The 24,228-nt window shown below is 59.4% G+C and carries 20 protein-coding genes and 3 pseudogenes; 12 read left to right on the forward strand and 11 right to left on the reverse strand.

Annotated features, from left to right (window positions below; genetic code table 11):
• Positions 1–250 precede the first annotated feature (250 nt).
• The 4 genes from JJJ17_RS18410 to JJJ17_RS18425 form a co-directional block, all read right to left on the reverse strand.
• Entirely contained in the window at positions 251–1,192 is a 942-nt protein-coding gene (locus tag JJJ17_RS18410; RefSeq protein WP_200689102.1) for a FecR family protein, read from the reverse strand.
• Positions 1,193–1,252: 60 nt separating this feature from the next.
• The gene (locus JJJ17_RS18415; protein WP_200689103.1) at positions 1,253–1,798 is read right to left on the reverse strand and encodes an RNA polymerase sigma factor; all 546 of its coding nucleotides are present in this window, start codon (positions 1,796–1,798) and stop codon (positions 1,253–1,255) included.
• A 180-nt stretch (positions 1,799–1,978) separates the two neighbouring features.
• Complete coding sequence (locus JJJ17_RS18420) at positions 1,979–2,893, reverse strand: iron-siderophore ABC transporter substrate-binding protein (RefSeq protein ID WP_200689104.1); 915 nt, start codon at positions 2,891–2,893, stop codon at positions 1,979–1,981.
• A 12-nt stretch (positions 2,894–2,905) separates the two neighbouring features.
• Positions 2,906–5,254 (reverse strand): TonB-dependent receptor domain-containing protein, encoded by a 2,349-nt coding sequence (locus JJJ17_RS18425; RefSeq protein ID WP_200689105.1) that lies wholly within the window; start codon positions 5,252–5,254, stop codon positions 2,906–2,908.
• Positions 5,255–5,568: 314 nt separating this feature from the next.
• On the opposite strand from JJJ17_RS18425, the pseudogene JJJ17_RS18430 reads away from it, so the two are divergent.
• A pseudogene (locus JJJ17_RS18430) lies at positions 5,569–6,320 on the forward strand (IS5 family transposase).
• 109 nt (positions 6,321–6,429) lie between these two features.
• Here the strand turns inward: JJJ17_RS18430 and JJJ17_RS18435 are convergent.
• Genes JJJ17_RS18435 through JJJ17_RS18445 form a run of 3 tightly spaced genes read right to left on the reverse strand, consistent with a single transcriptional unit; the run spans position 6,430 to position 9,342 of the window.
• Positions 6,430–7,917: a tripartite tricarboxylate transporter permease gene (locus JJJ17_RS18435; RefSeq protein WP_200689111.1), complete on the reverse strand. Its 1,488-nt coding sequence runs from the start codon at positions 7,915–7,917 to the stop codon at positions 6,430–6,432.
• A gap of 1 nt (position 7,918) precedes the next feature.
• On the reverse strand, positions 7,919–8,386 hold the full coding sequence (locus JJJ17_RS18440; RefSeq protein WP_200689113.1) for a tripartite tricarboxylate transporter TctB family protein: 468 nt from the start codon (positions 8,384–8,386) through the stop codon (positions 7,919–7,921).
• Positions 8,383–9,342, reverse strand: a complete 960-nt coding sequence (locus JJJ17_RS18445; RefSeq protein WP_200689115.1) for a Bug family tripartite tricarboxylate transporter substrate binding protein — start codon at positions 9,340–9,342, stop codon at positions 8,383–8,385. The genes JJJ17_RS18440 and JJJ17_RS18445 overlap by 4 nt, the downstream gene beginning before the upstream one ends.
• Positions 9,343–9,417: 75 nt before the next feature.
• Here JJJ17_RS18445 and JJJ17_RS18450 point away from each other — a divergent pair, with 75 nt between their 5' ends.
• From JJJ17_RS18450 to JJJ17_RS18500, 11 genes and pseudogenes are all read left to right on the forward strand, one after another.
• Positions 9,418–10,404, forward strand: coding sequence for a LysR family transcriptional regulator (locus JJJ17_RS18450; RefSeq protein WP_200689116.1), 987 nt, complete (start codon positions 9,418–9,420; stop codon positions 10,402–10,404).
• 95 nt (positions 10,405–10,499) lie between these two features.
• A complete protein-coding gene (locus tag JJJ17_RS18455) occupies positions 10,500–11,651 on the forward strand; it encodes a mandelate racemase/muconate lactonizing enzyme family protein (RefSeq protein ID WP_200689118.1) in 1,152 nt (383 codons plus the stop codon).
• Positions 11,651–12,436: an SDR family oxidoreductase gene (locus JJJ17_RS18460; RefSeq protein ID WP_200689120.1), complete on the forward strand. Its 786-nt coding sequence runs from the start codon at positions 11,651–11,653 to the stop codon at positions 12,434–12,436. The genes JJJ17_RS18455 and JJJ17_RS18460 overlap by 1 nt, the downstream gene beginning before the upstream one ends.
• 46 nt (positions 12,437–12,482) lie before the next feature.
• Positions 12,483–12,812, forward strand: a complete 330-nt coding sequence (locus tag JJJ17_RS18465) for a cupin domain-containing protein (RefSeq protein ID WP_200689122.1) — start codon at positions 12,483–12,485, stop codon at positions 12,810–12,812.
• Between the two features lie 11 nt (positions 12,813–12,823).
• Positions 12,824–13,774 carry a dihydrodipicolinate synthase family protein gene (locus JJJ17_RS18470; protein WP_200689123.1) on the forward strand — a complete coding sequence of 317 codons (951 nt, stop codon included), beginning with the start codon at positions 12,824–12,826 and terminating at the stop codon, positions 13,772–13,774.
• A gap of 70 nt (positions 13,775–13,844) precedes the next feature.
• Positions 13,845–14,811 (forward strand): annotated as a pseudogene (locus JJJ17_RS18475) (IS5 family transposase).
• A 110-nt stretch (positions 14,812–14,921) separates the two neighbouring features.
• Entirely contained in the window at positions 14,922–15,146 is a 225-nt protein-coding gene (locus JJJ17_RS18480; protein WP_200689124.1) for an AbrB/MazE/SpoVT family DNA-binding domain-containing protein, read from the forward strand.
• Entirely contained in the window at positions 15,143–15,529 is a 387-nt protein-coding gene (locus JJJ17_RS18485) for a type II toxin-antitoxin system death-on-curing family toxin (RefSeq protein WP_200689125.1), read from the forward strand. Before JJJ17_RS18480 ends, JJJ17_RS18485 begins: the two co-directional genes overlap by 4 nt.
• Positions 15,530–16,168: 639 nt before the next feature.
• Entirely contained in the window at positions 16,169–17,401 is a 1,233-nt protein-coding gene (locus JJJ17_RS18490) for a putative DNA modification/repair radical SAM protein (RefSeq protein WP_200689126.1), read from the forward strand.
• Positions 17,398–18,828, forward strand: a complete 1,431-nt coding sequence (locus tag JJJ17_RS18495) for a UdgX family uracil-DNA binding protein (RefSeq protein ID WP_200689127.1) — start codon at positions 17,398–17,400, stop codon at positions 18,826–18,828. Before JJJ17_RS18490 ends, JJJ17_RS18495 begins: the two co-directional genes overlap by 4 nt.
• A 1,251-nt stretch (positions 18,829–20,079) precedes the next feature.
• Positions 20,080–20,364 (forward strand): annotated as a pseudogene (locus JJJ17_RS18500) (integrase core domain-containing protein); the annotation flags it as partial.
• Positions 20,365–20,920: 556 nt separating this feature from the next.
• On the opposite strand, the gene JJJ17_RS20425 reads toward JJJ17_RS18500, so the two are convergent.
• From JJJ17_RS20425 to JJJ17_RS18515, 4 genes are all read right to left on the reverse strand, one after another.
• On the reverse strand, positions 20,921–21,151 hold the full coding sequence (locus tag JJJ17_RS20425) for a hypothetical protein (protein WP_234464195.1): 231 nt from the start codon (positions 21,149–21,151) through the stop codon (positions 20,921–20,923).
• 51 nt (positions 21,152–21,202) lie between these two features.
• On the reverse strand, positions 21,203–21,355 hold the full coding sequence (locus tag JJJ17_RS20430; protein WP_325168840.1) for a GntR family transcriptional regulator: 153 nt from the start codon (positions 21,353–21,355) through the stop codon (positions 21,203–21,205).
• 158 nt (positions 21,356–21,513) lie between these two features.
• Complete coding sequence (locus JJJ17_RS18510; protein ID WP_200689128.1) at positions 21,514–23,034, reverse strand: aldehyde dehydrogenase (NADP(+)); 1,521 nt, start codon at positions 23,032–23,034, stop codon at positions 21,514–21,516.
• Between the two features lie 74 nt (positions 23,035–23,108).
• A complete protein-coding gene (locus JJJ17_RS18515; RefSeq protein WP_200689129.1) occupies positions 23,109–24,011 on the reverse strand; it encodes a dihydrodipicolinate synthase family protein in 903 nt (300 codons plus the stop codon).
• Between the last annotated feature and the right edge of the window lie 217 nt (positions 24,012–24,228).

Genomic DNA, 24,228 nt, shown 5'->3' on the forward strand with positions numbered 1-24,228 from the left:
CTAAAACTGCCGCTAGACTGGCCAGCGGCGAAATCCTGCCAAGAATCGCCACCCCATGGAAAGGAACGGGCCTTCAATGGCTGATCTTGGCAACCCCCTATCGGCGCCCGGCACAGAACCGGCGTGGAGAGCCCTCCAACTCGGGCACGCCGACGCCTTATCGAAGCAACGGCGGCGCACACCCTACAAATTGGGCGACCGCCTGACCTCTTCGTTCCGGATAAGGGTGCAATTGGGTCAATACGCTATCTTAGTTCCGCAAAAGCACGAAGGGGCCAAGCCTGGTGCTTCGAATGCCCAGTGCTTCATGCAGGAAAGACAGCGATCCTTCGGTATCGGTGACCTTCAGCGTTCCGCTGACACGCCGGTCGGCCAGCGCTGAATTGGCGATCCTGATTGTTCCGGGGAAATGCCGGTTCATTTCATCGATCACCAGCGACAATGGCGCATTGTCGACGATCAGCTTGCCGCGCCGCCATGCCAGTTCCGCCTGCCCATCGGTCGCGGCGCTGTCAATCTGATCGGTGGCGGCGTCATAGGTCGCCCGTTGCCCCTGATTCACCCTTGCGGCCAGTTCGGGCTTGTCCTGCACCTCTAGGCTGACGGCATGTTCGGTCACCGTCACCTGAACACCGGCCTGATCCAGTCGCACATCGAAGGCGGTGCCAAGCGCGGTTACCCGTGTATCGCCCGCCTCGACCGTGAACGGGCGGGTCGGATCCGGGGCCACCTGAAACCACGCCTGCCCCCGCAAAAGGCGGATGGTCCGGTGGTCGCCCGCCATGTCGATATCCACCGCGGAAGAGGCATTCATCTGCATCACCGAGCCATCGTCCAGTGTCGTCACTGGTATCTGATCGGCGCTGGCAACAATATCCGCGCGCAGGTGCATCACGCCATCAGACCACAGGAAATAGCCCAGCCCCACAGCCAGCGCAGCGAGAGCCCCGATGACCGGCCCGGTCCTGCGGGGCTGATACTGAAAACTGCGCAGTTCCGGATCGGCAGAGATCGCACGTCCCGCCTCGCCCAACAGGCGGCGGGCGGCATCATGGGCGCGACCGTTCTGTGGATCCGCCGCCAGCCATGCCCGAAACGCGGCATCGTCGCTGCCCGACATGCGCCCTTCATGCTGGCGCAGCACCCAATCGGCGGCCTGATGATTGCGTTTGCGTGCGGCACGATCTGGCATCAGATGACTCGTCTGCTGGGTGGGGACTTCATAGACCAATTGCTTCGGCGCGGCGACCGCTCAACCGGCCTCTTCGCTCAGCCGGTCAAGACAATGGGCAAGCGCCATTCGCAAATGTCGGTCCACCATATTGCGGGTGATGCCAAGCCGCGCCGCGATCTGGTCAGAGCTCAGACCGTGCAGCCGATGCAGAATGAACACCGCGCGCCTGCGTTCGGAAAGCTCACCGATGGCCTGCCGCAGCAATCGCAGCCGGGCTTCGACTTGCAGCCAGTGATCCGGCGGCAGGGTGTCGGCGGCGACGTTTTCCGCCTCGACCTCGGTGCCGGAAAACAGCCTTGCTTCAAAATTCTGCCGCCGCAGCCGGTCGATGCCCAGATTGATCGCGGCACGGCACAGGAAGGCACCGATCGACGACTTGTTCCGCAGGATGCCGGGGCGAACGGCCAGTTTCAGGTAAAGATCGTGGACGATATCCGCCTCGGACCCGCGCACATGACCCCGACGCGCAACGGCAGCGGTGATGTCATGGTAATGAAGGGCAATGGCCTGATTTAACAGGTCATTGTCATCCAAATCCGCTATCTGCAAAGGGACTGCATGCATGTCGTCGATCCGGGCCAGAAGGTGGGCCGGTGGCGGGAACCGGAACCGGACCCTGATCCGGCGGTTCGACTTGCTTCCATTCCATCCCGACCCTAGGCGAAGATGCGGCGGCGAAACAATCTGTATATCGGGACAGGCTGCCATTTTTTACCCCCTGCTCCGTCGATGGGCAACACTCGCTCAGGGCAGCATAAACGTCTCGATATCGTCCAGAACCGCGTGGGCGGATGCGATACCGTGAAAGCCCATCCACGTCCCGCGATCGATACGGTGCGAACGGCCGTTCGCAACGGCGGGCAGCATCTGCCACAGCGGATTGGCAAGGGTTTCTTCGGTCAAGGCATCGTCGGGCGCGGTCTCTAACCCGCTGGCAACGACGTAGAGAAGGACGTCCCCGGTCAACTGGCCAATATCTTCCCAATCCGGGCGTTTGACGATTTCCTGATCCGTCGTCGTCTCATATGCGGTGCGTTTCACCCCGGCCTCGGCCAGAACCGCATAGGGGGCATAGGCCGCCGGGCCGTCTAGAAATACCCGAAAACCTTCCTGCGCGACCCTGACGACCGAAACTGTCAAATCAGACGGAACCTTCGCCCGAACCTCGGCCAATCTGGTCTCGTATCCGGCCAGCAGCTCTTCCGCTTGGGCCTCACGGCCCGAGATTTCGCCCATCATCCGCATGTGATCTTTCCACGGCATGTGGTCGATCAGCAGCGTCGGGCCAAGCTGGGACAGCATCGGATACAGCGCCTCGTGCAGATAGCTGGCCCCGATGATCAGATCGGGCTGCATCGCCAATATCCGCTCGAAACTAGGTTCGATGGGATGACCGATATCGGCGATGCTCGCGCCCTCGGCCCGCGCCCTGACGGGCTCATCCTGAATGCCGATGAAGGATGTCGCAGCGATCTGCGCATCCAGTTCCATCAGCATTCCCAGCGTGATCAGCGGGTCCAGAACGACGATCCGTTGCGGTTCCGCTGGCACGCAGACAGGATCGCCCATGATCCGTTCGGAAATCAGACGGCCATCGCAATTGGCGAAAACCGCAGAGGCCGAAAAGAACCACAGACAACAAGAGACGATCAGGCGCATCGGACCCCCTACTCAGAACTTGGCGTTCAGCGTCACGCCGACGGTGCGGCGTGGGCCGATCTGGCCATAGACGGGCGCGGCATCACGATCGATGAAGGTGAAATAGCGTTCGTCCAACAGGTTATCGGCGAAGACGACCACTTCCCAATTATCGCGGGCATAGCCTGCCTGAAGGTTGACGATGGTGCGCGCCTTGATCGAATCCTGCGGCGGGATGCCGAAGCTACCGTTATAAGACGACGTATATTTCGCATCACCGCCCAGCCAGAAGCCGTTGTCGAAATCATACCGTCCACCAAGCGCCACCGTCCATTCCGGCGCTTCCGGGAACGGCTCGCCCGCCATGTCGCCATAGGCTGCATGATTGAATTCGGAGAACGTGGTGTTCAGATAGCCCAGCGAGGCGAAGCCGGTCAGGTTGTCGTTGACCCGCAAGGTCGGCTCTATCTCGAAGCCGATGGTGCGGGACGAGGCTGCGTTGGTGGTTTCGCGATAGGATTGGTTGTTGGGATCCGGGCGGATCTCGACCTGCTGATCTTCGTATTTGGTGTAGAATGCATTGCCGTTCAGCGTCAGCCGGTCATCCAGCAGGATACCCTTATACGACAGCTCCAGACTGCGGGCGCGTTCGGGGTCGTAATATTCAGGCGCGCCGGTGCGATAATTTACGTAAAAGCCGCCGGTCCGGAACCCTTCGGAATAGGTCAGCCCGACCGTTTGCAGATCGCCGAAATGCCGGGTCACGCCGATCTTCGGAACGAAGTTGGTTTCCTTGAAATCGGCGCTGTTCGAATAGGCGAACGGCTCACCGCCAAACGGATAGGTGTCCACGTTGCGCTGATCGGTGCGTTCGCGCAGCCAGTCGATCCGACCGCCAAGGGTGACATCCCATGACGGCGCAAATTCCCACGTCGCCTCACCAAAGGCGGCAAGGTTCGTGGTCTTGCGGTTGAAGCGTTCGGACAGTTGCAGATAGGGCACCGCGATGGCGTCAAATCTGGAATCGAATTCCTGAAAACTGCCAAAGACCCCGGCAACCCATTTCAGCCTGCCATCGTCGTAATTCAGGCGAATTTCCTGTGACATCAAGGTATCGTCGATATCGCCATCGATCCCGTCCAGCAGTCCTTCGGTTCCGGTATCGACCGACCGCCGCCGGGTTTGCCCGAAATTCACCCCGGTCATTGAAGTCAGCCGCAGCGTGTCGTTCAGATCATGCGTGACCTCTAGCCCAAGGTTATGCGCCTTGGTCTGGCGAAACTCGGCATAGGTCGGGATGAAATACCAATCGCCGCGTTCGTCATCGAGGTCAAAGTCTGACCCGATGCCGATTAGGCGTTCATTGGGGCGGTCGCTGGAATAGGAATAACTGAGCACCGCCCGCGTATCGGGCATGTCCGACGGCTGCCACAGCAGCTTCAGGCGCAGGTTATCGGCCACCTCGGTCCGGAAATCGTCGTAGCCTGCGAAATCGCGGTAGGTCGGATATTCAACCGTAGTTTTGCTGCGCCGGAACGATCCGGAAAAGCGCAAGGCAAGCTGATCATCGATCAGCGGCGTGTTCAGCATGAAGGACGCCCCGGCAAGGTCGTTGTTGCCCGCCGTCACCTCGAATTCCGCCTCGCGATCAAAGGTCGGATCCTTGGTCTTGATATAGATCGCGCCCGACATTGCGGCGCGACCGCTTAGTGTCGATTGCGGGCCGCGATAGACCTCGACCTGTTCGGTATCCCACAGCGACCCACCGGCGCGGCGGGCGTTATATCGGGTTTGCAGCACACCATCGAGATAAAGCGAGCCGACCGGCGCGCCTGCAGGAACGAAGCCTTCAGAGCTTAAGCCACGGATAACGAAGCCAGAATTTGCAAAGGCGCTGTCATCGACATTGGCCAGCCTGCGGAACGTGTCCTGCACGTCGCTGAGATGGCCTTCCTGAATGGCCCGCGCGTCCACCACGCCGACGCTGGCGAAGGTGGAATCGAGGCTGTTGCCAGCGCGGTTGCCGTAAAGCGTGATCGTTTCCAACAGGACGGCGTTGTCTTCAGTGGTCAGCGAGGTTGGCGTGCCCCCGATCAACAAGACCTGATTTGACCCGGCGAACCGCGCGCTGATCGCGCTGCCCGCAAGCAACCTGTCCAGCGCCTGCGACGGCGTCATCGTGCCGCTTGCGCCGGCCGTGCTGCGGCCTTCGGTCAGCGAAGCGTCGAACATCAGTTGCAAATCTGCCTGCGCTGCCAAGGCATTAAGGGCCGGGGTCAGTGGACCAGAGGGGATCGAAATCGGCCTTGCCTGCGAAACCGGCGCGCTTTCTTGTGCAGCGGCGGGCATCGCCACCGCCGATCCCAAAATCGTGCCCGCCATCAGCACCGCGCGCGCACCTCGCGCAAAGGTAGACGCCCCTTGTTCCGCTTTTCCCGTCATATCGTCCCTCGATCCCGATGGCATTCGATGCCGCTGTTGCCGTACGGCTTCCATTGCCGCTTGATTGATTGACGAATGGGAACGGGAGGTTCGGACATGCCCCGGCAAAAAAAGAACTTTTGGATAGAACTATTAAAATGCCGCGCGCAATTTTCTGCTGTTTCTGAGGAAGTTTTGTCATATCGGCCCAGGCTCAGGACCCATTGAACTTCGGTGGGACTGCGTGATTCACGGTTCGAAAATCGAGGGTGAACATGTCTGATCTTTGCTGGTTGAGCGACGCGCAGCTCGCGCGCCTTGAGCCCTATTTTCCGAAGTCCCACGGCAAGCCCCTCGTCGATGATCGGTGTGTCTAGAGCGGTATTATCTTTTTTAACTGCAATGGGTTACGCTGGAGGGATGCGCCGAAAGAGTAAGGTCCGCACAAGACACTTTATAACCGTTGGAAGCGGTGGAGCTACAAAGGTATCTTCGCTCAGATGATGGTTGAATCGGCCGCTGATCACGGCGAGAAGAAAACCGTGATGATCGACGCCACCTACTTGAAGGCTCACCGAACGGCGTCCAGTCTGGGCGTCAAAAAAGGGGGCGCGGTCGCCTGATTGGACGAACCAAAGGTGGCATGAACACGAAACTGCATGCCGTCTGCGACAGCAAAGGCCGCCGGATCACTTTCTTCGTCTCCGCAGGACAGGTCAGCGATTACATCGGTGCGCGTGCGCTGCTCAGCAACCTGCCGAACGTCGATTGACTGCTCGGCGACCAGGGCGACGACACTGATTAGTTCCGAGAAGCCTTACAAGACAAAGGGATACGCGGCTGCGTCTGTGGACGGAAACAACGCATCGCACCGGTCGAATACGACAAGCGCCGCTACAGACGGCGAAACCGGATCGAGATCATGTTCGGCAGGCTCAAGGACTGGAGGCGCGTGGCAACCAGATACGACCGATGCCCCAAGGCATTTTTCTCTGCCATCGCTCTCGCCGCTGTCGTCATCTACTAGTTGTGAAACTCAATGTGTCCCGACCCTAGATCAGAACGAACAACTCAGGTCTTTCTTGGTGACATAGCGCGGATGTTATCGCGCTATGCAGTCTTCTTGGGAGACGTTTTCAGCCCGATACTGTCGGCCTGTTCCGCCTAAGATACGAGATGATCGGCAGGGCGATCGCCGCAAGTGCGATCAGTATCAGCGTCAGCGAGATCGGTCGTTGCAAGAAAATCAGTGGATCACCCCGCGACATCGACATGGACTGGCGCATAGTCGTCTCGAAGATCGGGCCGAGAACAAGGCCCAGAACCAGTGGGGCTTGGGGCCATTCATACCGCTTCATCATCCAGCCCAGCACACCAAAGGCGACCAGCAGCCAGCAATCTTGCAAACTGTTTGAGTTTGCGAATGCGCCTAGCAAACAGATGCCCAAGATCGGTGGATATATCCAGCTATAGCGGATTGTGAGCAGCCGCGCGAACATGCCCGCTAGGGGAATGTTCAGGATCAGCAGCAGCACATTTGCAACGAACATGCTGGCGATCACACCCCAGATCAGATCGCCATTGGTGGTGAACATATCAGGGCCGGGACGCAACCCGAACATAATCAACGCCCCCAGCATCAGCGCGGTCGTTCCTGAGCCGGGGATGCCTAGCGCGAACATCGGCACAAGCGCGCCCGATACTGCAGAGTTGTTCGCGGCCTCGGGGCCGGCCACCCCCTCGATAGCGCCATGACCGAAACGTTCGGGTTGCTTCGCCACTTTCTTTTCCAGAATGTAGGCCATAAAAGATGCCAGCGTGGCCCCTGCCGCGGGAAGAACCCCGATCAGGAAGCCCAGTCCCGTGCCGCGAGCGATCGGGGCTGCCGATTGGCGAAGATCGTCGCGGGTCGGATAGGCGTTCTTGACCTCGATCGCCGTATGTTCCTTGGTCTGATAGCAAGTCGCCAGAACCTCGCCCACGCCGAATACCGCAACGGCGATCACGGTGAATTCGATCCCGTCCAGCAACCAGAGCTGTCCAAACGTGAACCGGGTAACACCGCTTTGTCCGTCGATACCGATCAGCGCAATGATCAATCCCAGCAAGCCGGCGGCGATTCCCTTGCTCAGCGATCCACCGACAGCGGCCAGTGTGGTGAGACCGACCAGGATCAGTCCGAAATATTCCGGGGGCCCGAAATTCAACGCAATGCTGGCCAGCGGTGGCGCGAGGAACATCAATCCGACGGTTCCTACCGTCCCGGCAATGAACGACGCGATTGCTGCCGTTCCAAGAGCCGGACCTGCGCGGCCCTGAAGCGCCAATTGGTGACCGTCCACTGCAGTCATCACAGAAGATGCCTCGCCCGGCACATTCAGCAGGACCGCGGTCAACGTGCCGCCGTATTGCGAGCCAGCATAGAGGCCGGCGAACATGATCAGCGCGCCCGTGGGATCGGCGCCTAAAGTCAGAGGCAACAATAATGCGATGGCGGCTGACGGGCCAATACCGGGTAGCGCGCCGATAACTTGCCCCATCAACACGCCAGCCAGGCACATCATTAGGTAATAGCCGGTAAAGATCGTCGAGAAGCCGCCAAAAAGATGAATGATCTGATCCATATCAGAACCCCCAAGGCCCGTTAGGTAGCGCCACCGAAAGCGCGCGAACGAAGATGAAGTAGAAAAGTGCCGCGCCTGCCGCCGAGATCAGCAGAGAGCGTAACGGCGGCAAACGCTCGAGCAGAACAAACAGCCCGAACATCATCAAAAACAGTGAGCCGATGCCGCCAATGATGCCGAATCCGATGATCGTCATCACCAATACTCCGGCCAGAAGCAAGGGCTTGGCATAACCTTCGTCTGCTGGTCCAACGCGAAGCTCGGAAAGGGTCACGGGCACGGCACACAGAACCATCAGAATGCCATAGATAACCGGCATGAAACCCGGTCCCGGCAGATGGTTCTGGGTGAAGCCCAACTCTATCCCGCTCCAGATGCAGACAATTCCGATCACCAGCAGGACAGCCGGGAGTATTGCAGCGCCGAAATTCAGGCCTTCTCTACCCGCGGCCTTGCTGCTCGAAATCATTTCAGAAGCTCCTCAAAGACCTGTTCCTGCTGGGTGATGTAGTCAACATAATCTTGCCCGGTGAGCACCAGCGGGCTGGCAGAGTTTTGGACAAGAAATTCGCCCATCACCGCCGATTCCGTCGCTTTGGCAAGCACGTCCTGCCAATAGGCAACAGCCTCGGGCGCCATATCCTTCGGTCCGGCAATGCCGCGCCAGTTCTGGATCACAGGATGCTCGATGCCTGTTTCCGCCAGCGTAGGGACATCGGCCAAAACGGCATCGGCATAGCGCTTGTCCCGGGTCGTAGCCAGTGCCCGGATCGCACCGCTTTCTAGCTGGCCTAGAAACTCGGCCGGATTAGAGATGGTCGCATCGACATTGCCGCCGAGCAACGCGTTGATCGTCTCGCCGCCTCCGGAAAAGGAGACGAGGTTGAACTCGGCACCGATAGCCTTGCCGACGACCCGTGATGCAAGCTGATCGCCGACCCCGCCCACGGCAAAGCTTAGCGCCTGCGGTGCCTTGGTCGCAGCGCTGGTCAGATCCTCGATGTTCTGCAGCGGGCTGTCGGCCTTGACGAAGATTACGTAATCTTCGGCCATCAGATTCGCGATTGGCGTCAGCTCTTTCCAACCAGGCGCGCCTGCAACCGTCAAAGGTGTGATGACCCCTGCGGTGTTCAACACAACAAGCGTGTCATTCGTGCCTGTGGCATTTGCCGCAACGTAGCCGATACCCACGGCGCTGGAACCGCCGGGGCGGTTATCGGGATTCAGGTTCACATTGGTCAGGCCGTCTGTCCTGACAGCTTCGATGACCTTGCGCCCGAAGACATCGGCGCCACCACCCGGTGCCCACGGAATAACGAACTGAATGTCCCGTGCGGGCTGATAGTCCTGCGCTGTCCCGATCGAGGGTAGAGTGAATGACAGCGCCAATGCCGAGGCGCAAACGATTGAGATCCTGTGAAGCATCGATTCCTCCTGATTGTTGACCGCCGTCCCGAGAGCCCTGCGGCAAGACCATCTCCCTTGGTCATGAAAACGCTAATGCAGCTTGGATCGCTTGATAAACGAATTAATCTGTCCGATTATTCTGTTTTTTTGAAGGAGAGGACGATGCACGTGCAGGCGCTTGCGACGAACCGCATCAATCTTAAGCTATTGCAAACCTTCATGATTGTTGCGGAGAATCAGAGTTTCCGCGAGGCCGCAGATCACGTCAACCGATCGCAATCCGCTATCAGCACGCAGATTCGGCAATTGGAGGATCAGCTTGGTTTACCGTTGTTCAATCGCACGACACGCTCTGTCAAACTGACGCCTGAAGGAGCCGAACTTCTGGCCTATGCTCGCCGCGCCGTGGGCGAGGTCGAAGAAGGCCTACGCAATATTCTTGAAGCGGCTGACCTGCGGCGAGGTCGTGTGACTCTGGCCTGCGCGCCGACCATCGCCTGCACACGACTGCCCGCAATATTGGCCGCATTCGAGAAGGATTATCCGGGCATCCGGATCATTGTCCACGAACTGAAATCGGTCGATCTTTTCCAGCGCATCCGCGATGGTGATGTCGATTTCGGACTCGGTCCGGTGATCGGGGACGGCGATCTGGATTTCCGCACGGTCTTGCGAGAGTCGCTATATCTGTTCGCCACGCCGCGTTTTCTGCCTGAGAAGCGTGACACGATCAATTTCGACGAACTTGCGGACATTCCGTTGGTTCAGTTTCCGACGACGACGGTTATGGGCAAGATCATCGCCGCCACCGCCAAGCAGCGCGGCATAACGCTAAATACCCGATATGAATGCGTGCAGGGTCAGACGTTGGTTGCGCTGGCACAGGCGGGATTGGGCGCATCGATCATGACCGGCACAACGATCCGTTCGGCCCCCGGCTCTGGAATGCGACGGGCGCGGATCGTGACGCCATCGCTGTCTCAGGATTTCGCCATCATCACGCTTAAGGGCAAAACGTTGCCTCCTGCCGCTTTCGGCCTTGCAGAACTGATCGCCGAAAAGATGCCGCCACTTGAGTGATCTGATAAACTGAATAATCCAGAAGATATTTCAATTTCTCACGCTGGTTTACTGTCGCTAATGTCCTTCGAAACCCCCAAGGGAAGAGGACAGACATGCTCAACCAGACATTCATGTTCGAGAATGAGGTCGCGGGTTCGGGGCAAAGCATCGCGAAGATCGAAGCCTATACGCTCAAGAACATTCCGATCACGCCGCCGCCGTTTCGAGAATTGCCCAAGACCGAAGGCGCACTGCTGTTGCGCGTGGAAACAAATGACGGCGTGGTCGGATGGTCAACCAGCGGCTACACACACCCCGTCGCCATTGACCTGATCAACAAATATCTGGCCCCGCGCCTGATCGGTGAAGATCCGTTCCGGACCGAACGCTTACCGACGCTGTTCGATCGGCATACGAATGAACGCCCCTTGGGCCGCGCGCTGCAGTCGGCAATGGCCATGATCGACATCGCCTGTTGGGACATCAAGGGCAAAACCTTGGGCAAGCCCGTCCATGTCCTGCTGGGCGGTGCGCGTGATCGGGTGCCGGTGTATGTGACCCATGGCGCAGCCTATGACGGCGCGCCCGTCTATTCGGCGGAAGAGTTGGCTGCCGAGGCCGCGCATCTGGTGATGCTGGGCAACACCCATGTCAAGAATACCGTGGGCCGCCAGCGCATTCCCGATCCGAAGGACGACTATGTGCGTATGGCAGCCATGCGCGACGCCATCGGCCCGGATATCGAGCTGTCGATGGATGGCAATTTGCGCATGAACCTCGCACAGGCGGCTGAACTTTGCGATCGATGTCACGAATTGAACATCAGCTTCATCGAAGAGCCGATCCACTATAACGACCCCGCCAACCTGCGCGATCTGCGCCAGCGGGCGCGTATTCCGGTCGCCGCAGCCGAGAACGAGAAATTCACAGCCTTGCAGCTTCTGCAGGCTGGATCGGTGGATTTCATCCAGCCAAACATCAACAATGATGGTGGTTTGTCCGCGGGTGTCCGGATCGCTACTTTGGCGCGGGTGTTCAACGTGCCGCTTAGCCATGGCAACGGCAATGGACCGCATAACATCGCCTTGCATGCGGGTGTGCAGAATGGTGGGTTGGTCGAATATCACTACCACAAATGGATGACCTACAACGCATTGTTCGAGGAGGTGCCTCAGCCCGAAGCAGGCTGGCTGACGGTCAGCCAGAAGCCCGGTTTCGGTCTTGAACCGAAGGACGGCATCATCAGTGAATACAGGGTGAAGTAATGGATCTGGGACTTTCGGGAAAGACCGCGCTTGTGTTCGGTGCGGGCGGTGGTCTGGGCGGCGCAGTCGCGCGTCAATTGGCCGCCGAAGGTGCATCGGTCGTGGCGGCAGATATCGTTGCCGAAGCCGCACAGGAGACGGTCGACGCGATCACCGCGAAAGCCGGAACGGCCGTCGCATTACAATGGGATCTGGCAGATCTGGATGTGATCGAGGGAAATCTGAAGCAGATCACGGAAACCTTCGGTCTTGTCGATATTCTGGTCAACAACACTGGTGGCCCGCCGCCCACGCCCGCAGCCGGACGCGCGAGCGGCGAATGGGCGCAATTTTTCCATTCGATGGTGGTGTCGGTCATCGCTGTGACGGACGCCGTGCTGCCCGGCATGCGGGCGCGGGGTTGGGGACGGATCATTACGTCGACGTCTTCCGGTGTGGTCGCACCTATCCCGAATCTCGGCATTTCCAATGCGCTGCGTCTAAGCTTGGTGGGCTGGTCAAAGACATTGGCGGCCGAGGTCGGGCGCGACGGAATCACCGCAAATATCGTCCTGCCGGGTCGGATCGCCACACAGCGCATTACCTTTCTGGATGAACAGAAGGCAAAGCGTGAGGGGCGATCAATCGATGACGTGTCGGCAAGCTCTACCGCATCGATTCCCGTCGGTCGCTATGGCCGTCCAGAGGAATATGGCGATGTGGTCGCCTTCCTTGCATCGAACCGTGCATCATTCGTGACCGGATCAGTGATTCGGGTGGATGGCGGCATGATCCCCAGTATTTGAGGACCGAATGACAATAGACTGGACAAAAATTCCGGAATGCGCCGGCATGCGACCGGGATCGGCCCGCAAGGGTATCTGCGGAGATCTTATCTCTGCCGTGCGGATCGAAACCGCGCCCGGCACCCAATTCGACGGCAGGACCCATTGGCACGAGAACGAGCAAATCCTGGTCATGGTGTCGGGAACTTGCCGCGTGGTGATTGATGGACAGGAATCCGACGTTTGGCCCGGTGATCTGGTGTTCTTTCCCGCCCGATCACGACATGCTGCCATCGGCTGCGGACCCGAGGGTTGCGTCTATTACGAAATCTTCGCGCCCGCACGGCCCGACATGTTGCCCGGCTGGGTCGGCCAACCCGTGACCCGCTTCGACTGAAAGAGAACATGATGAACGACACTTCGCTGCCGATTGGCTTTAACACGCAGACGAAAGGCGTCTATCCAATCGCCGCCACGCCCTTCACGGCCGATGGCGCGGTCGACTGGGACTCGCTTGACCGGCTTACCGATTTTTATCAGGAAGCGGGCGCAACCGGGATGACCATCTTAGGCATTCTGGGCGAAGCGCAGAAGCTGGAGCCAGAGGAAAGCCGTGAGATTGCCCGCCGTGTCATCGCAAGGTCGCGCGTGCCGGTCATTGTCGGTGCCTCTAGCCCCAGTTTTGCGGCCATGCGCAGCCTTGCCAGAGGTGCAATGGACATGGGCGCGGCAGGGGTGATGCTGGCTCCGGCAAGCAACTTGCGGACCGATGAACAGATCACCAGCTATTTCGACACGGCTATCGAGACGCTCGGCGACGACGTGCCTTGGTGTCTTCAGGATTACCCCCTGACCCTAACAGTGGTCATGTCGGTTCCGGTGATCGCAAAGATTATGCAGGCACACCCTTCATGTATGATGCTGAAAGCCGAAGACTGGCCCGGACTGGAAAAGATCAGCACGATCCGGCGGCTACAGGCTGAGGGTCGCTTGCGCCCTTTCTCCATTCTGACTGCGAATGGTGGGCTGTTTCTGGATTTCGAACCTGAACGCGGCTCTGACGGCGCGATGACGGGTTACGCCTTCCCGGACATGCTGGTGCGGCTTGATCAATTGCACCGCGCAGGAGAACGAGACGCGGCGCATGATCTTTTCGACACGCATCTGCCGCTGATCCGTTATGAGCAGCAGCCGGGCGTTGGTCTTGCCGTGCGCAAATATGTCCTGATGCGGCGCGGCGCTATCGCCTGCGATTTTCAGCGCAAACCCGGAAGCAAGCTAAGTGCAACGGGACGCGAAGAGGTTGACTATCTGCTGTCCCGTCTTGGCCGGAAGAACCCTTCCGCGCGGATCGCCTGAGTTTTACTATCATATCGGCTCTGTTGCACAAATCCGGTGAGGGATTCATCTCGGGAATCCAGCGTGGTAGCTGGAAGGCAAGAGCAGACCGACACCGCCGACCTTCAGGACCAAGAACTGGCCAGCCTGTAACGAAGCACTGAAGCGCCGTGGCTCGCTGACGATCTGGTTCGATCCGACCATGACCTGGGAAGCCGTCCCCACCGGCAAGCGTGGCCGCCAGCCCGACTACAGCGATGCGGCGATCCAGTCCTGCCTGACGATGAAAGTGCTGTTCGGGATGGCGCTGTGGCAAACCACAGGGTTCGTCGAGAACCTGCTGCGAGTGATCAGCCTGGACTGGGCGCTGCCCGACTTCAGCACGCTGTCGCGGCGCCAGAAGACCCTGAAGGTCAACATTCCCTATCGTGGTTCGGACGGCCCCTTGCACCTGCTGGTCGACAGCACCGGGATCAAGGTCGAGGGTGAAGGCGCAAGCACGGCGGCTCGAAACGCAGGGTTTGGCGCAAGATCCACATCGGGATCGACGAGAAAACCCTAGAAATCCGCGCAGCCGAGTTCACCACCAGCAACGTGGGCGATGTCGAGCCGGTGAAGCGCCACCGGTTCGAGCGAACCGGCGAGGGATGCTGCCAGAGATGCTCGACCAGATCCCACCCGAGCAGGAGATCGCAACCGTCACCGCCGATGGCGCCTTCGACACCCGCAAATGCCATGAGGCCATCGCGGCCCGAGGGGCCGCCGCGATCATCCCGCCCCGCAAGAACGCCAAGCCTTGGAAGCCCGACGCCGCAGGGGCCATCGCCCGCAACGAGATCTTGCGCACTTCGAAGCAGGTCGGGCGCACCATCTGGTGACGATGGCGCTGCTATCACCGCCGAAGCCACGCCGAGACCCAGATGAATTGTGTCAAGCTGATGGGCCAGCGCCTGTCCGCCCGGGACTTCGACCGGCAGGGCGCAGAGTCCCAGGTCCGCATTGCTATCCTGAACGGCTGCACCGCGCTCGGCATCCCGGTCAAGGAAGCCGTGGGATAAGTCTGTCCGGGGAAAGGGCTACTCCAACCCTCACACGATTGGTGCGACAGAGCTCGGTTGACACAAGTGCAAGTAAAGCGTATATACGAATGTGATTTAGGAGGCCCGCCATGATGCACAGCAAGGTTCGGAAAGTCGGCAATTCCGCCGTAATGACGCTGACGACCGAGATGTTGGCGTTGCTGGACGTGAAGGAAGGCGACAGCCTGTTCGTGCTTCGCGGAGATGACGGCTCGCTGCGCATCACTGCGCACGATCCCGAGGTCGTGGCCGCGCTCGAGGTTGCCGAGATCGTCATGGACGAGAACCGCGACCTGCTGGCAGCCCTAGCGTGATAGGCGCGATCTGGGTCCCGCTTGCCGCCGTCATCGCCATCCATGATCGCCAGATCGCTCGCCACGGTGGCGCACCCGGGATGCGCGACCGCGGCCTTCTCGAGGCAGCCTGCGCACGCCCGCTGAATCAAGCGGCCTACGGCACGCCCTCTCTGTCTGAGCTTTCCGCAGCCTATGCCTACGGCGTCGTCAAGGCGCATGCCTTTGTCGACGGAAACAAGCGCACGGCCTTTGTGACCGCACTGACTTTTTTGCGCCTCAACGGCCTGGGCTTCCGCCCTGATCCGGTCGAGGGTGTCCGCATGATGGAGAGTCTTGCTACGGACGATCTGACCGAGGCTGCCTTTTCCGCGTGGCTGGAGGCGGGAATGGAGAGGCTTTGAAGGTTTGTCAGGCCAATCTGAACAGCAGCGGCTGACACGCCGCTGTTCAGAATCGGACAACAAAGCCAAACCAGCCTTCACTTCGACCCTGAGGCAACATCCGCTGACCGCGCATCGTAGCGCCTTTACTCGACATAACGCCGGCACGGACCGTCAGGTGATCGCTCACCGTAACGGATAGCTCGCTGCGCCCAGGGTCGGGCAACGAGGTGGTCCAGAGTGGCCTTGCCCAGCCGCCCGGCCAGAGGCTATCGTCGCTGACTCCAGTCCTGACAGGGGCGGCAGAGGGGGCGGTTGCTGGGTGGCAGGCCCTCAAGGGCCAGTCGGATTTCGACGAGCTTTTGCTCGCCACGATCCGTGATGGTCATGTCACCCGCCAACCACTGATCTGCCTGCATCCGCTCATACAGTCTTACCCCCAACCTCGCCAGCCAGATGGTCGTAACAGTGAGCTGCTGCCGGTTTCATGGACAGCAGGTTAAGCTAGCATAGCGCGAGCCTCGAACTCCATGGGGCTAGATCATGTTGACAAATAGCGAAGCCGTAGCCTGATGCAGGCGATGTCGACATGACCTATAGTTTGTTTATTAGGCGAGTCGCCAGCTTGACGAACACAACAAGAACATCGACATTGCGCAGATGGCCGGGCGCACCCTTCAGGACAAGCTTGCGATCCTTTCGGACGCGGCAAAATACGACGCCTCCTGCGCTTCCAGCGGGAGTGAACGGCGGGATTCGCGCAAGGGCGGCATCGGATCGTCAGGGGGCAGCGGGATCTGTCACGCCTACACGCCCGACGGTCGCTGCATCTCGCTGCTGAAGATTCTGATGACGAATTTCTGCATTTTCGACTGTGCTTATTGCATCAACCGCGTCTCATCTAATGTCGAACGCGCACGATTTTCTGTGGAAGAGGTGGTGTCGCTGACGCTGGAATTCTATCGTCGCAACTATATTGAAGGGTTGTTCCTGTCGTCCGGCATCATTAAATCGCCGGATCAGACCATGTCGGATATGGTCCGCATCGCCCGCAGCCTACGCGAAGATCATCTGTTCCGTGGCTATATCCATCTGAAAACCATCCCCGACGCCGCCCCCGAACTGATCCGCGAGGCGGGTTTGTGGGCCGACAGGCTGTCTATCAATGTCGAACTGCCACAGGATGCAAGCGTTCGCAGTCTTGCGCCGGAAAAGCGACCAGAGACCATCAGGGGCGCGATGGCGCAGGTTCGCGTTGAACAGCAAGCGGCGACAGAAAAGACCTATCGCGGGCGCAAGGCGCGTCGTTTCGCGCCCGCCGGGCAAAGCACACAGATGATTGTGGGGGCCGATGGTGCGGATGATCTGACCATCCTGAACAGCGCAACCCGGCTTTATTCCGGTTACAAACTGCGACGGGTTTATTATTCGGCCTTCAGCCCGATCCCCGATGCCTCGGCTGCCCTGCCGCTGGTAAAGCCGCCGCTGCTGCGCGAGCATCGCCTGTATCAGGCTGATTGGTTGCTGCGTTTCTACGGCTTTTCGACTGAAGAAATCTGCACGGGTGCGATCGGCGGCCATCTGGATCTGGACGTGGATCCAAAGCTGGCATGGGCGCTTCGAAACCGCGCGCTTTTCCCGGTGGATGTGAACCATGCCGCGCGGGAGCTGCTGCTGCGAGTGCCGGGCTTTGGTACGCGGATCGTCGACCGCATTCTGGTCGCGCGCCGCCACGCCCGCCTGCGGGTCGAAGATTTGGCACGCATGGGTGCGTTGGTAAAAAAGGCGCGCCCGTTCATTCAGGCCCCCGGTTGGTCGCCCGGCAGTCTGACCGACAGCGCCGATCTGCGCACCCGCTTCTTGCCGCCGCCGCAACAATTGGCGCTGCTGTGACCTACGCCGTCACCTTGCCCGAAACCGGAACCTGCGAAGCTTGGCGCAACGCCGCCCGGCGCGCGATTAGCCATGCGATCTCGCCTGAGAAGCTCGACTGGACGGGCAACCATGGTCTGTTCGATGCGGCACCCCTGCCAACCGTCCCCGGCCCGCATGAGGTTCGCACCCGTAAGGATTTCCTACCGCTTACACGCACGGTCGTCTGGCACAAATCGCCCGCTCGCTTCGGCCTGCTGTATCAAGCGCTCTGGCGGATGAGCCGACGTGACGGTGATCCGCTGTCGCAGGCAGACCCTTTGGGGCGGCAACTGCACCTGATGAGCCGCGCCGTGCGCCGTGATATTCACAAAATGCACGCTTTCGTCAGGTTTCGCGAACTGCCCGGCACCGCCCCCCGCCGCAGTTTCGCCGCTTGGTTCGAACCCGAGCACAACACGCTTGAACCCGGCAGCACTTTCTTCGCCCGCCGCTTCGCCGACATGGATTGGCTAATTGCGACTCCCAGCCTGTCGGCTCGTTTCCGCGCTGGCACATTAACCTTCCATCCCGGCGGTCCCCGACCCGATCTGCCCGACGATGCTGCCGAGACGTTGTGGGCAACCTATTTTACCAACATTTTCAACCCTGCTCGGATCAAGCTGAATGCGATGCGGTCCGAAATGCCGAAGAAATACTGGAAGAACCTGCCCGAGACCGAATTGATCCCCGAAATGCTGGCCGATGCCGAAGAGCGGGTGGAACGGATGCGGGAGGCTGGCGCATCCGACCCGCGTCAAGGCGCGGCGCCCGTCTCGACTCGCTATCGCAGTTCCATGCCGCAGGCTGCCGAACTGCCCGATACACTTGATCAAGCGCGGCAGGCAGCGATGCAATGCCGCCGTTGCAATCTGTGCGAGGCCGCGACGCAAACGGTTTGGGGTGAAGGATCAACGGATGCCCGCGCGATGATAGTGGGCGAACAGCCGGGCGATCACGAGGATTTGCAGGGCCGCCCCTTCTTGGGTCCCGCCGGTCAGTTGCTACGCCAAACGATGCAACAGGCCGGGTTGGAAGTCGCGCAGGTCTGGCTTACCAATGCCGTCAAACATTTCAAATTCGTAGCGCAGGGTAAACGCCGCCTTCACCGCAACCCTGATCGCGGCGAGATCCGGCATTGTCGATGGTGGTTAAGGCTGGAGCACCGCTTTATTCAGCCGAAGATAGCTCTGGCCCTTGGCGCATCCGCAGCTTTTGCGTTGACCGACAACGATGGCCCGATGAACGAACGGCGCGGAAAAATCGAAACCGGGCTGCATGGTGGCCCGGTTCTGGTGTCTTGGCATCCCGCCTATATCTTGCGTATTTCCGACGCTCAGAAGCGTACAATAGCACTGCAACAGCTTAGCGATGATCTAACCTCGGTCTCGCGGCTGTCAGTCAAATAGTCGCGATTTTTCTTAGAAATCCTTCAAATAGGCGCGGGTCTTTTTGCTGTTGCGACGACTACGCTGGGCGCGGCCTATGTGGCGCCGCTGGTTGGCCTCCGCTAGAAATTGGTTCACCTAAAATGTTGTCTTATGAGAGCGGAAACGCGCCTCGCCCACATGTTGGGCGATTGCCCAAATAGACAGGGTGACGTTCCATCATAGGTAGCATATGTATCGCTCAACGACCGGGTGGCTTGTGTAATTGTTTATGAGTTCGCTGCCCGGTCGTTTGAGCAAAATCCCAAAACGATTGGCTTTTCGGTATCCGCCGGCGGTTGATTTTTTTGACGCCAAGCTGAAGATATTTTCTGCAACATACGCAAGAAATGTCCTTTCGGATAGGCTGCTCGATTTTTCTTTGACCGACTCATCAATCAGGAATACGCCAAAGGCAATTCGCGAAGAGACGGGTAGAGTGATCAGCCGCAGGTTTGTGTTGGCTGCCGCGTAATGTGTGTGTGAAGCGGCTGATCATCTTCTCTTCCTTCCCCTTGATTACGTCCTGCTTGACGAATCCGGGATGGTAAGAACCCCCTACACCTGTAGCGGCCCTTGACTGGATAAGCCGGAATGGTTGGTTCATGACTACTCTGCGCCGCCGACACCGCCAGTGCTCGGGCGGCGCAAGGGGTCGGGATCCCCTGAACTAGGTTGCAGTGTTTACGCCCGACCCCACTTCTAGCTTGCCCTCGGTCGTTTCAGACGGCAGTCAGCCGCACTTCCCGTCAGGGGATGGTCGCGGGTGTTGGGAAACGGAAGGCGCCGCGACCAAAGTCCCCTGATACTTCTAACACCGAACTGGACAAGCTGAACCCATAGGCGCATCAGTGATGGGCGCTGGCATCCCGCCTTTTGTGGTCGGCGCCGAGCCGGGTTCCCGCGTTCCACCGAGACCCGGCTCGTTATCTGCTCCGACCAGGCGGTTGCGTGCGGTCATCCCAGTGCTGCACGTGTCCGGGCCCGAACAGGAGCTTGATGTCGCGTTTTTGCTCGCGCATCATGTCGGTCAGATCGTCCAGCTTTTCACGGGTATCGAGGCGTTCGCGCTCGATCTGCTTTTCGAGACGCGCGATGTCTTTAGAGTTGGTCCCCCTTGGCCTCCATTCTGCCGAGTCAGACGCCAAGCTCGAAGAAGGCCACAATGATGGCCCAGAAATCCCGCAGCGCTTCCAGCATTCCGCCCCCTGTGAACACGACATAGATCACTGACTGACTAAGGTGAAACACCCCTGGACCAACTGACAGGTTGAACGAATGAACCGCACGATCAAGGAGGCCACCGTGAAGCGCTTCGATTAAGACAGCCATGATCAGCTTCGCACGCGCCTCACCGACTTCATAGCTGCCTACAACTTCGCGCGAAGGCTCAAGACCCTCGGCGGCCTCACGCCATACGAATACATCTGCAAGATCTGGACATCAGAGCCGGACAGATTCACCCTCAACCCGATCCACCAGATGTCGGGACTGAACACCTATGTTCGCTGTGATTAAAGCGGTGCGAGCGCAGCGAGCGCGCTACGCCGTCTTGGGCTTCTGGCTCCGCCCGTTCACACCGCCTTCCGTGTTCACTTTTCCCGATGATCATGATGTGACGGCACCGGCTGCCCACATAGCTTGCACAGACGTTTTCCCGCGCGCAGCTTGGCATTGCGGTCTCCAACCTGCTGCTCTGAACGAAAGATCTCTTCGTCGGTAGGGTAGCGGATTCTCAGCCGGTTCCAGAATCCGTATGCCAGTGCAACACCCAAGGCGCATGCGCTGGTTAACGTAAGCCAGTTCGCCAGACTGCTCAGGCAAAGTAAACACAGCAAGGCACCGTACGAGGTGCCAGATAGGAAGGCGAGCATCAAAAGTTCTCGCAATGTAAGGATTTCAGTTGGGCAAGGCGCGCTAAGAGCGCTCACACCAAGGCATATTCAACCGGGAAGCTCAATGCCGGCCTGTTTAACTTTTGTAGGTTGCATGGTCGGAGCAGGCGTTGGCAATCGGCGAGAAGACAGGATAGCTTGAGTTGATTGCACTGAACGGGAAGAAGTTACGCAACGCGTTATTTCAGTTGATTTCCCCTCAGGTCATACAAAATTTCACGCCCTATAACTGCCGCAGCTTCATCCATGTCTGGAAGCAACTCTTCCAAAAAAGCGATGATCTTCGGACGTTCAGCCGGATTGCGCGAAACATATTCCGCAACGAGGAAAAGCACTGTGCGTTGCCTGATCTGGAGCTCCTGCTCCAAGCGGGAAACTGTATCTTGCATCGCAATCCCCATCTTGGCCACGTGACACCCGTTTTAGCCTGTCGCCCGGCTCATCGGCGCTGATTTTCAGCGTCAGGCCACCTTGGCCGGACACGAAGACGCCCACCCCTGCCGAGATTCGACCAGACATTCAGACCGCAAATGGGCAATCGCCTCGCGAACCACGGTCCGACTGACATTGTAGATGTCGCAAAGCTGGGCTTCGATAGGTATGCGCTCACCAATCGGATATTCGCCATTCTAGATCCTCTCGGCGATATCGCGCGCCATGATCGAAGCCAGACTGTCACGCCTGCGTTTCATCCCATACTCCAGCCATCAGACATCATATAATTAGCTACGCGATTTTTCCTGCGGGCTGCAACAGGTTGGAAACAGGTCCGTCAGCCTCCGAGCAGATCTCTCGGTAGCAAGCCTTCGGGAAAATTCTGATAGCTCACCGGCCGAAGAAAGCGGCGGATAGAGAGCGTGCCGATAGAAGTGGCGCCGAAATTGGTGCTGGCGGGATAGGGACCGCCGTGGACCATGGCGTCGGCGACCTCGACCCCGGTGGGGAAGCCGTTGACCAGGACGCGGCCTGCCTTACGCTCCAAAATCGGCAATAGTGCTTGGGCTGAGGGTAGATCGGGATCGTCCATGTGGATCGTCGTGGTCAGTTGTCCATCAAAGCCGCGTGCAAGCCGCGTCATCTCGTCCAGATTGCTGACGCGGATGATCAGGCCCAGGGGCCCGAAGACTTCTTCGCCAAGGGCGTGGTCTTGCAGATAGGCATTTGCCGTTGTCTCGTAGAGGTTTGGGCTAACTTGGCGATCGTTGCTCTCGGTGGTCAGGACCGGCTTTACCGCATTGCGGCTATCAAAGCGAGCTTTGCCGTCGCGATAGGCCTGCGCGATTCCGGGGGTCAGCATTGCTTGCGGGGCGACATCGGCAAGGGCTGCCTTAGCGGCATCAGTGAAGCGGTCGGCGTCGGGGCCGTCCAGAACAACGGCAATGCCGGGATTGGTGCAGAACTGACCCGCGCCCATCGTCAGCGACGCTGCCCAGCCACTGCCGATGGTTTCCGCGCGTGCGCCCATCGCGGCGGGTAGCAGGAACATCGGGTTGACCGAGCCCAACTCGCCGAAGAACGGGATCGGCTCGGGCCGTGCGGCACACAGATCGAACAGCGCCCGGCCACCGGCAAGGCTGCCGGTAAAGCCGGCGGCCTTAATCAGCGGGTGTTGCACCAACGCAGTGCCGACGTCGCGCCTGCCGCCTTGGACCAGACTGAACACACCGGGATGCAGATTGCGGGTCCGGATTGCGGCGTGGATCGCTTCGGCCACGATTTCGCCAGTGCCGGGATGGGCAGAGTGGCCCTTGACTACGACCGGGCATCCGGCAGCCAGTGCTGCGGCGGTGTCGCCGCCTGCGGTGGAAAAGGCCAGCGGGAAATTGGATGCGCCGAAGACTGCGACCGGGCCGATTGGGCGTTCGATCAAACGCAAATCGGGACGCGGCAGCGGCTGACGATCCGGCAAGGCGGGATCGTGGCGGCGGTCAAGGTAGTCACCCTTGCGGATATGGTCCGCGAACAGGCGAAGCTGGCCAGTCGTGCGGCCGCGTTCGCCATTCAGACGGGCTTCGGGCAGACCAGTTTCCTGACTGCCGATTCGGGTGATCGCTTCCGCCCGCGCCTCGATCTCATCCGCGATGGCGTCAAGGAAACGGGCGCGGTCGTCGCGGGTGGAATAGCCGAAAGACCAGAATGCCTCTTCCGCAGCCTCACAGGCGCGGTTGACCAGATCGACCGAACCGACCGAGAATTCATGCACCGGCCCATGCGCCGGTTCGCTGGAAAAACGCTGATCCGTGGCGATCCAGTCGCCCGCGATCAGATGCTTGCCGTGGGGGGTGAAGGGCATCAGGAAGGTCCGTTCTGCATAAGAAATGAAATGGGGGCGGCACATCGTCCGCCCCCCGGTCGACGCTGATCGCGTCAGATCAGGTCCTTCAGGGCCTCATCCATCTTCTGCTTCTGCGCGTCGCTCACCACTTCCATCGGCGCGCGCGGTGCGAACATCGGTTGGCCCTGACGGTGCTGGATGTATTTCACGCAGGCAGGCAGGTTGTCATGGCTTAGCGCGTTCCACAGGCGGTTCAGTTTGTTGTGGATCGCCAGTGCTTCTTCGTGCTTGCCAGCCTCGGTCAGCGTGAACAGTTTCGATGTCACGCCCGGCAAAGCCGCGGTCAGCGCCGAAATCGCGCCATCGGCACCAAGCGCAAATGCCGAATACAGCAGCGCATCAACGCCGGTCAGCACGATATTGTCCGGCTTGGTCTGCTGCACCAGATCAGAGACCGATTTCAGGTCGCCCGAGCTTTGCTTCATGCCGATCACGCCCGGCACTTCATCCATGATCCGCAGCATCAGATCGACCGACAGGTAGTTCCACGGGATCACGTTATAGATGATGATCGGAATCCCAGTTTCTTCCCAGATCTGGCGGAAATGCGCGACCGTCGCATCGGGGCCGGGCTTGAACAGGTAATGCACAGGCGTCACCTGCAGCGCGTCCACCTTGATGTCGTGCAGCGCGTTGGTACGGTCGATCGCTTCCTTGGTCGAGTTGACGATCAGGCCGGCGACGAAAGGCACGCGGCCCGCCACACCGGCGGCAGTCGCCTTCATCGCTTCGACGAATTCTTCGGTCGCCAGCGTATGGCCTTCGCCGGTCGAGCCGCCTGCGACCACGCCATTGGCGCCAGCCTTGATGGTCCAGTCCATCTGGTCGGCGATGGTCTGCGATTGCAGCTTGCCATCTTCACCGAACGGCATGGTCACCGGGGGCAAAATCCCGCGCAGCGCCTTTTTCAGGGCGGGCTTGTCGATCTGGGGCATTCCTCGTTCTCCTTCCTCAGCCTTTCGGCTCTCATTGATTCCCATATTGTGGGATTTAATCTCACTAAAAGAGATTATTTGCAGGATGTGATCCCGTCAAGCATTCAGAAGCGGAATCGACGCACTTTCCGCAGGCGGCAAATGACCCGGAATACCGCATCGATCTGGACAGCGGGCAGCAGGGCGGGGTAAGACTGGAGGTGATAGATTGTCCGTA

It is taken from the genome of Paracoccus caeni (assembly GCF_016629665.1).
In the GTDB taxonomy this organism is placed as follows: Bacteria; Pseudomonadota; Alphaproteobacteria; order Rhodobacterales; family Rhodobacteraceae; genus Paracoccus; species Paracoccus caeni.

Coding starts and splice junctions, on each gene's coding strand:
- JJJ17_RS18410 (WP_200689102.1), bottom strand. CDS start 1,192: ATGCCAGATCGTGCCGCACGCAAACGCAATCATCAGGCCGCCGATTGG.
- JJJ17_RS18415 (WP_200689103.1), bottom strand. CDS start 1,798: ATGCATGCAGTCCCTTTGCAGATAGCGGATTTGGATGACAATGACCTG.
- JJJ17_RS18420 (WP_200689104.1), bottom strand. CDS start 2,893: ATGCGCCTGATCGTCTCTTGTTGTCTGTGGTTCTTTTCGGCCTCTGCG.
- JJJ17_RS18425 (WP_200689105.1), bottom strand. CDS start 5,254: ATGGCGGGCACGATTTTGGGATCGGCGGTGGCGATGCCCGCCGCTGCA.
- JJJ17_RS18435 (WP_200689111.1), bottom strand. CDS start 7,917: ATGGATCAGATCATTCATCTTTTTGGCGGCTTCTCGACGATCTTTACC.
- JJJ17_RS18440 (WP_200689113.1), bottom strand. CDS start 8,386: ATGATTTCGAGCAGCAAGGCCGCGGGTAGAGAAGGCCTGAATTTCGGC.
- JJJ17_RS18445 (WP_200689115.1), bottom strand. CDS start 9,342: ATGCTTCACAGGATCTCAATCGTTTGCGCCTCGGCATTGGCGCTGTCA.
- JJJ17_RS18450 (WP_200689116.1), top strand. CDS start 9,418: ATGCAGCTTGGATCGCTTGATAAACGAATTAATCTGTCCGATTATTCT.
- JJJ17_RS18455 (WP_200689118.1), top strand. CDS start 10,500: ATGCTCAACCAGACATTCATGTTCGAGAATGAGGTCGCGGGTTCGGGG.
- JJJ17_RS18460 (WP_200689120.1), top strand. CDS start 11,651: ATGGATCTGGGACTTTCGGGAAAGACCGCGCTTGTGTTCGGTGCGGGC.
- JJJ17_RS18465 (WP_200689122.1), top strand. CDS start 12,483: ATGCGACCGGGATCGGCCCGCAAGGGTATCTGCGGAGATCTTATCTCT.
- JJJ17_RS18470 (WP_200689123.1), top strand. CDS start 12,824: ATGAACGACACTTCGCTGCCGATTGGCTTTAACACGCAGACGAAAGGC.
- JJJ17_RS18480 (WP_200689124.1), top strand. CDS start 14,922: ATGATGCACAGCAAGGTTCGGAAAGTCGGCAATTCCGCCGTAATGACG.
- JJJ17_RS18490 (WP_200689126.1), top strand. CDS start 16,169: ATGGCCGGGCGCACCCTTCAGGACAAGCTTGCGATCCTTTCGGACGCG.
- JJJ17_RS18510 (WP_200689128.1), bottom strand. CDS start 23,034: ATGCCCTTCACCCCCCACGGCAAGCATCTGATCGCGGGCGACTGGATC.
- JJJ17_RS18515 (WP_200689129.1), bottom strand. CDS start 24,011: ATGCCCCAGATCGACAAGCCCGCCCTGAAAAAGGCGCTGCGCGGGATT.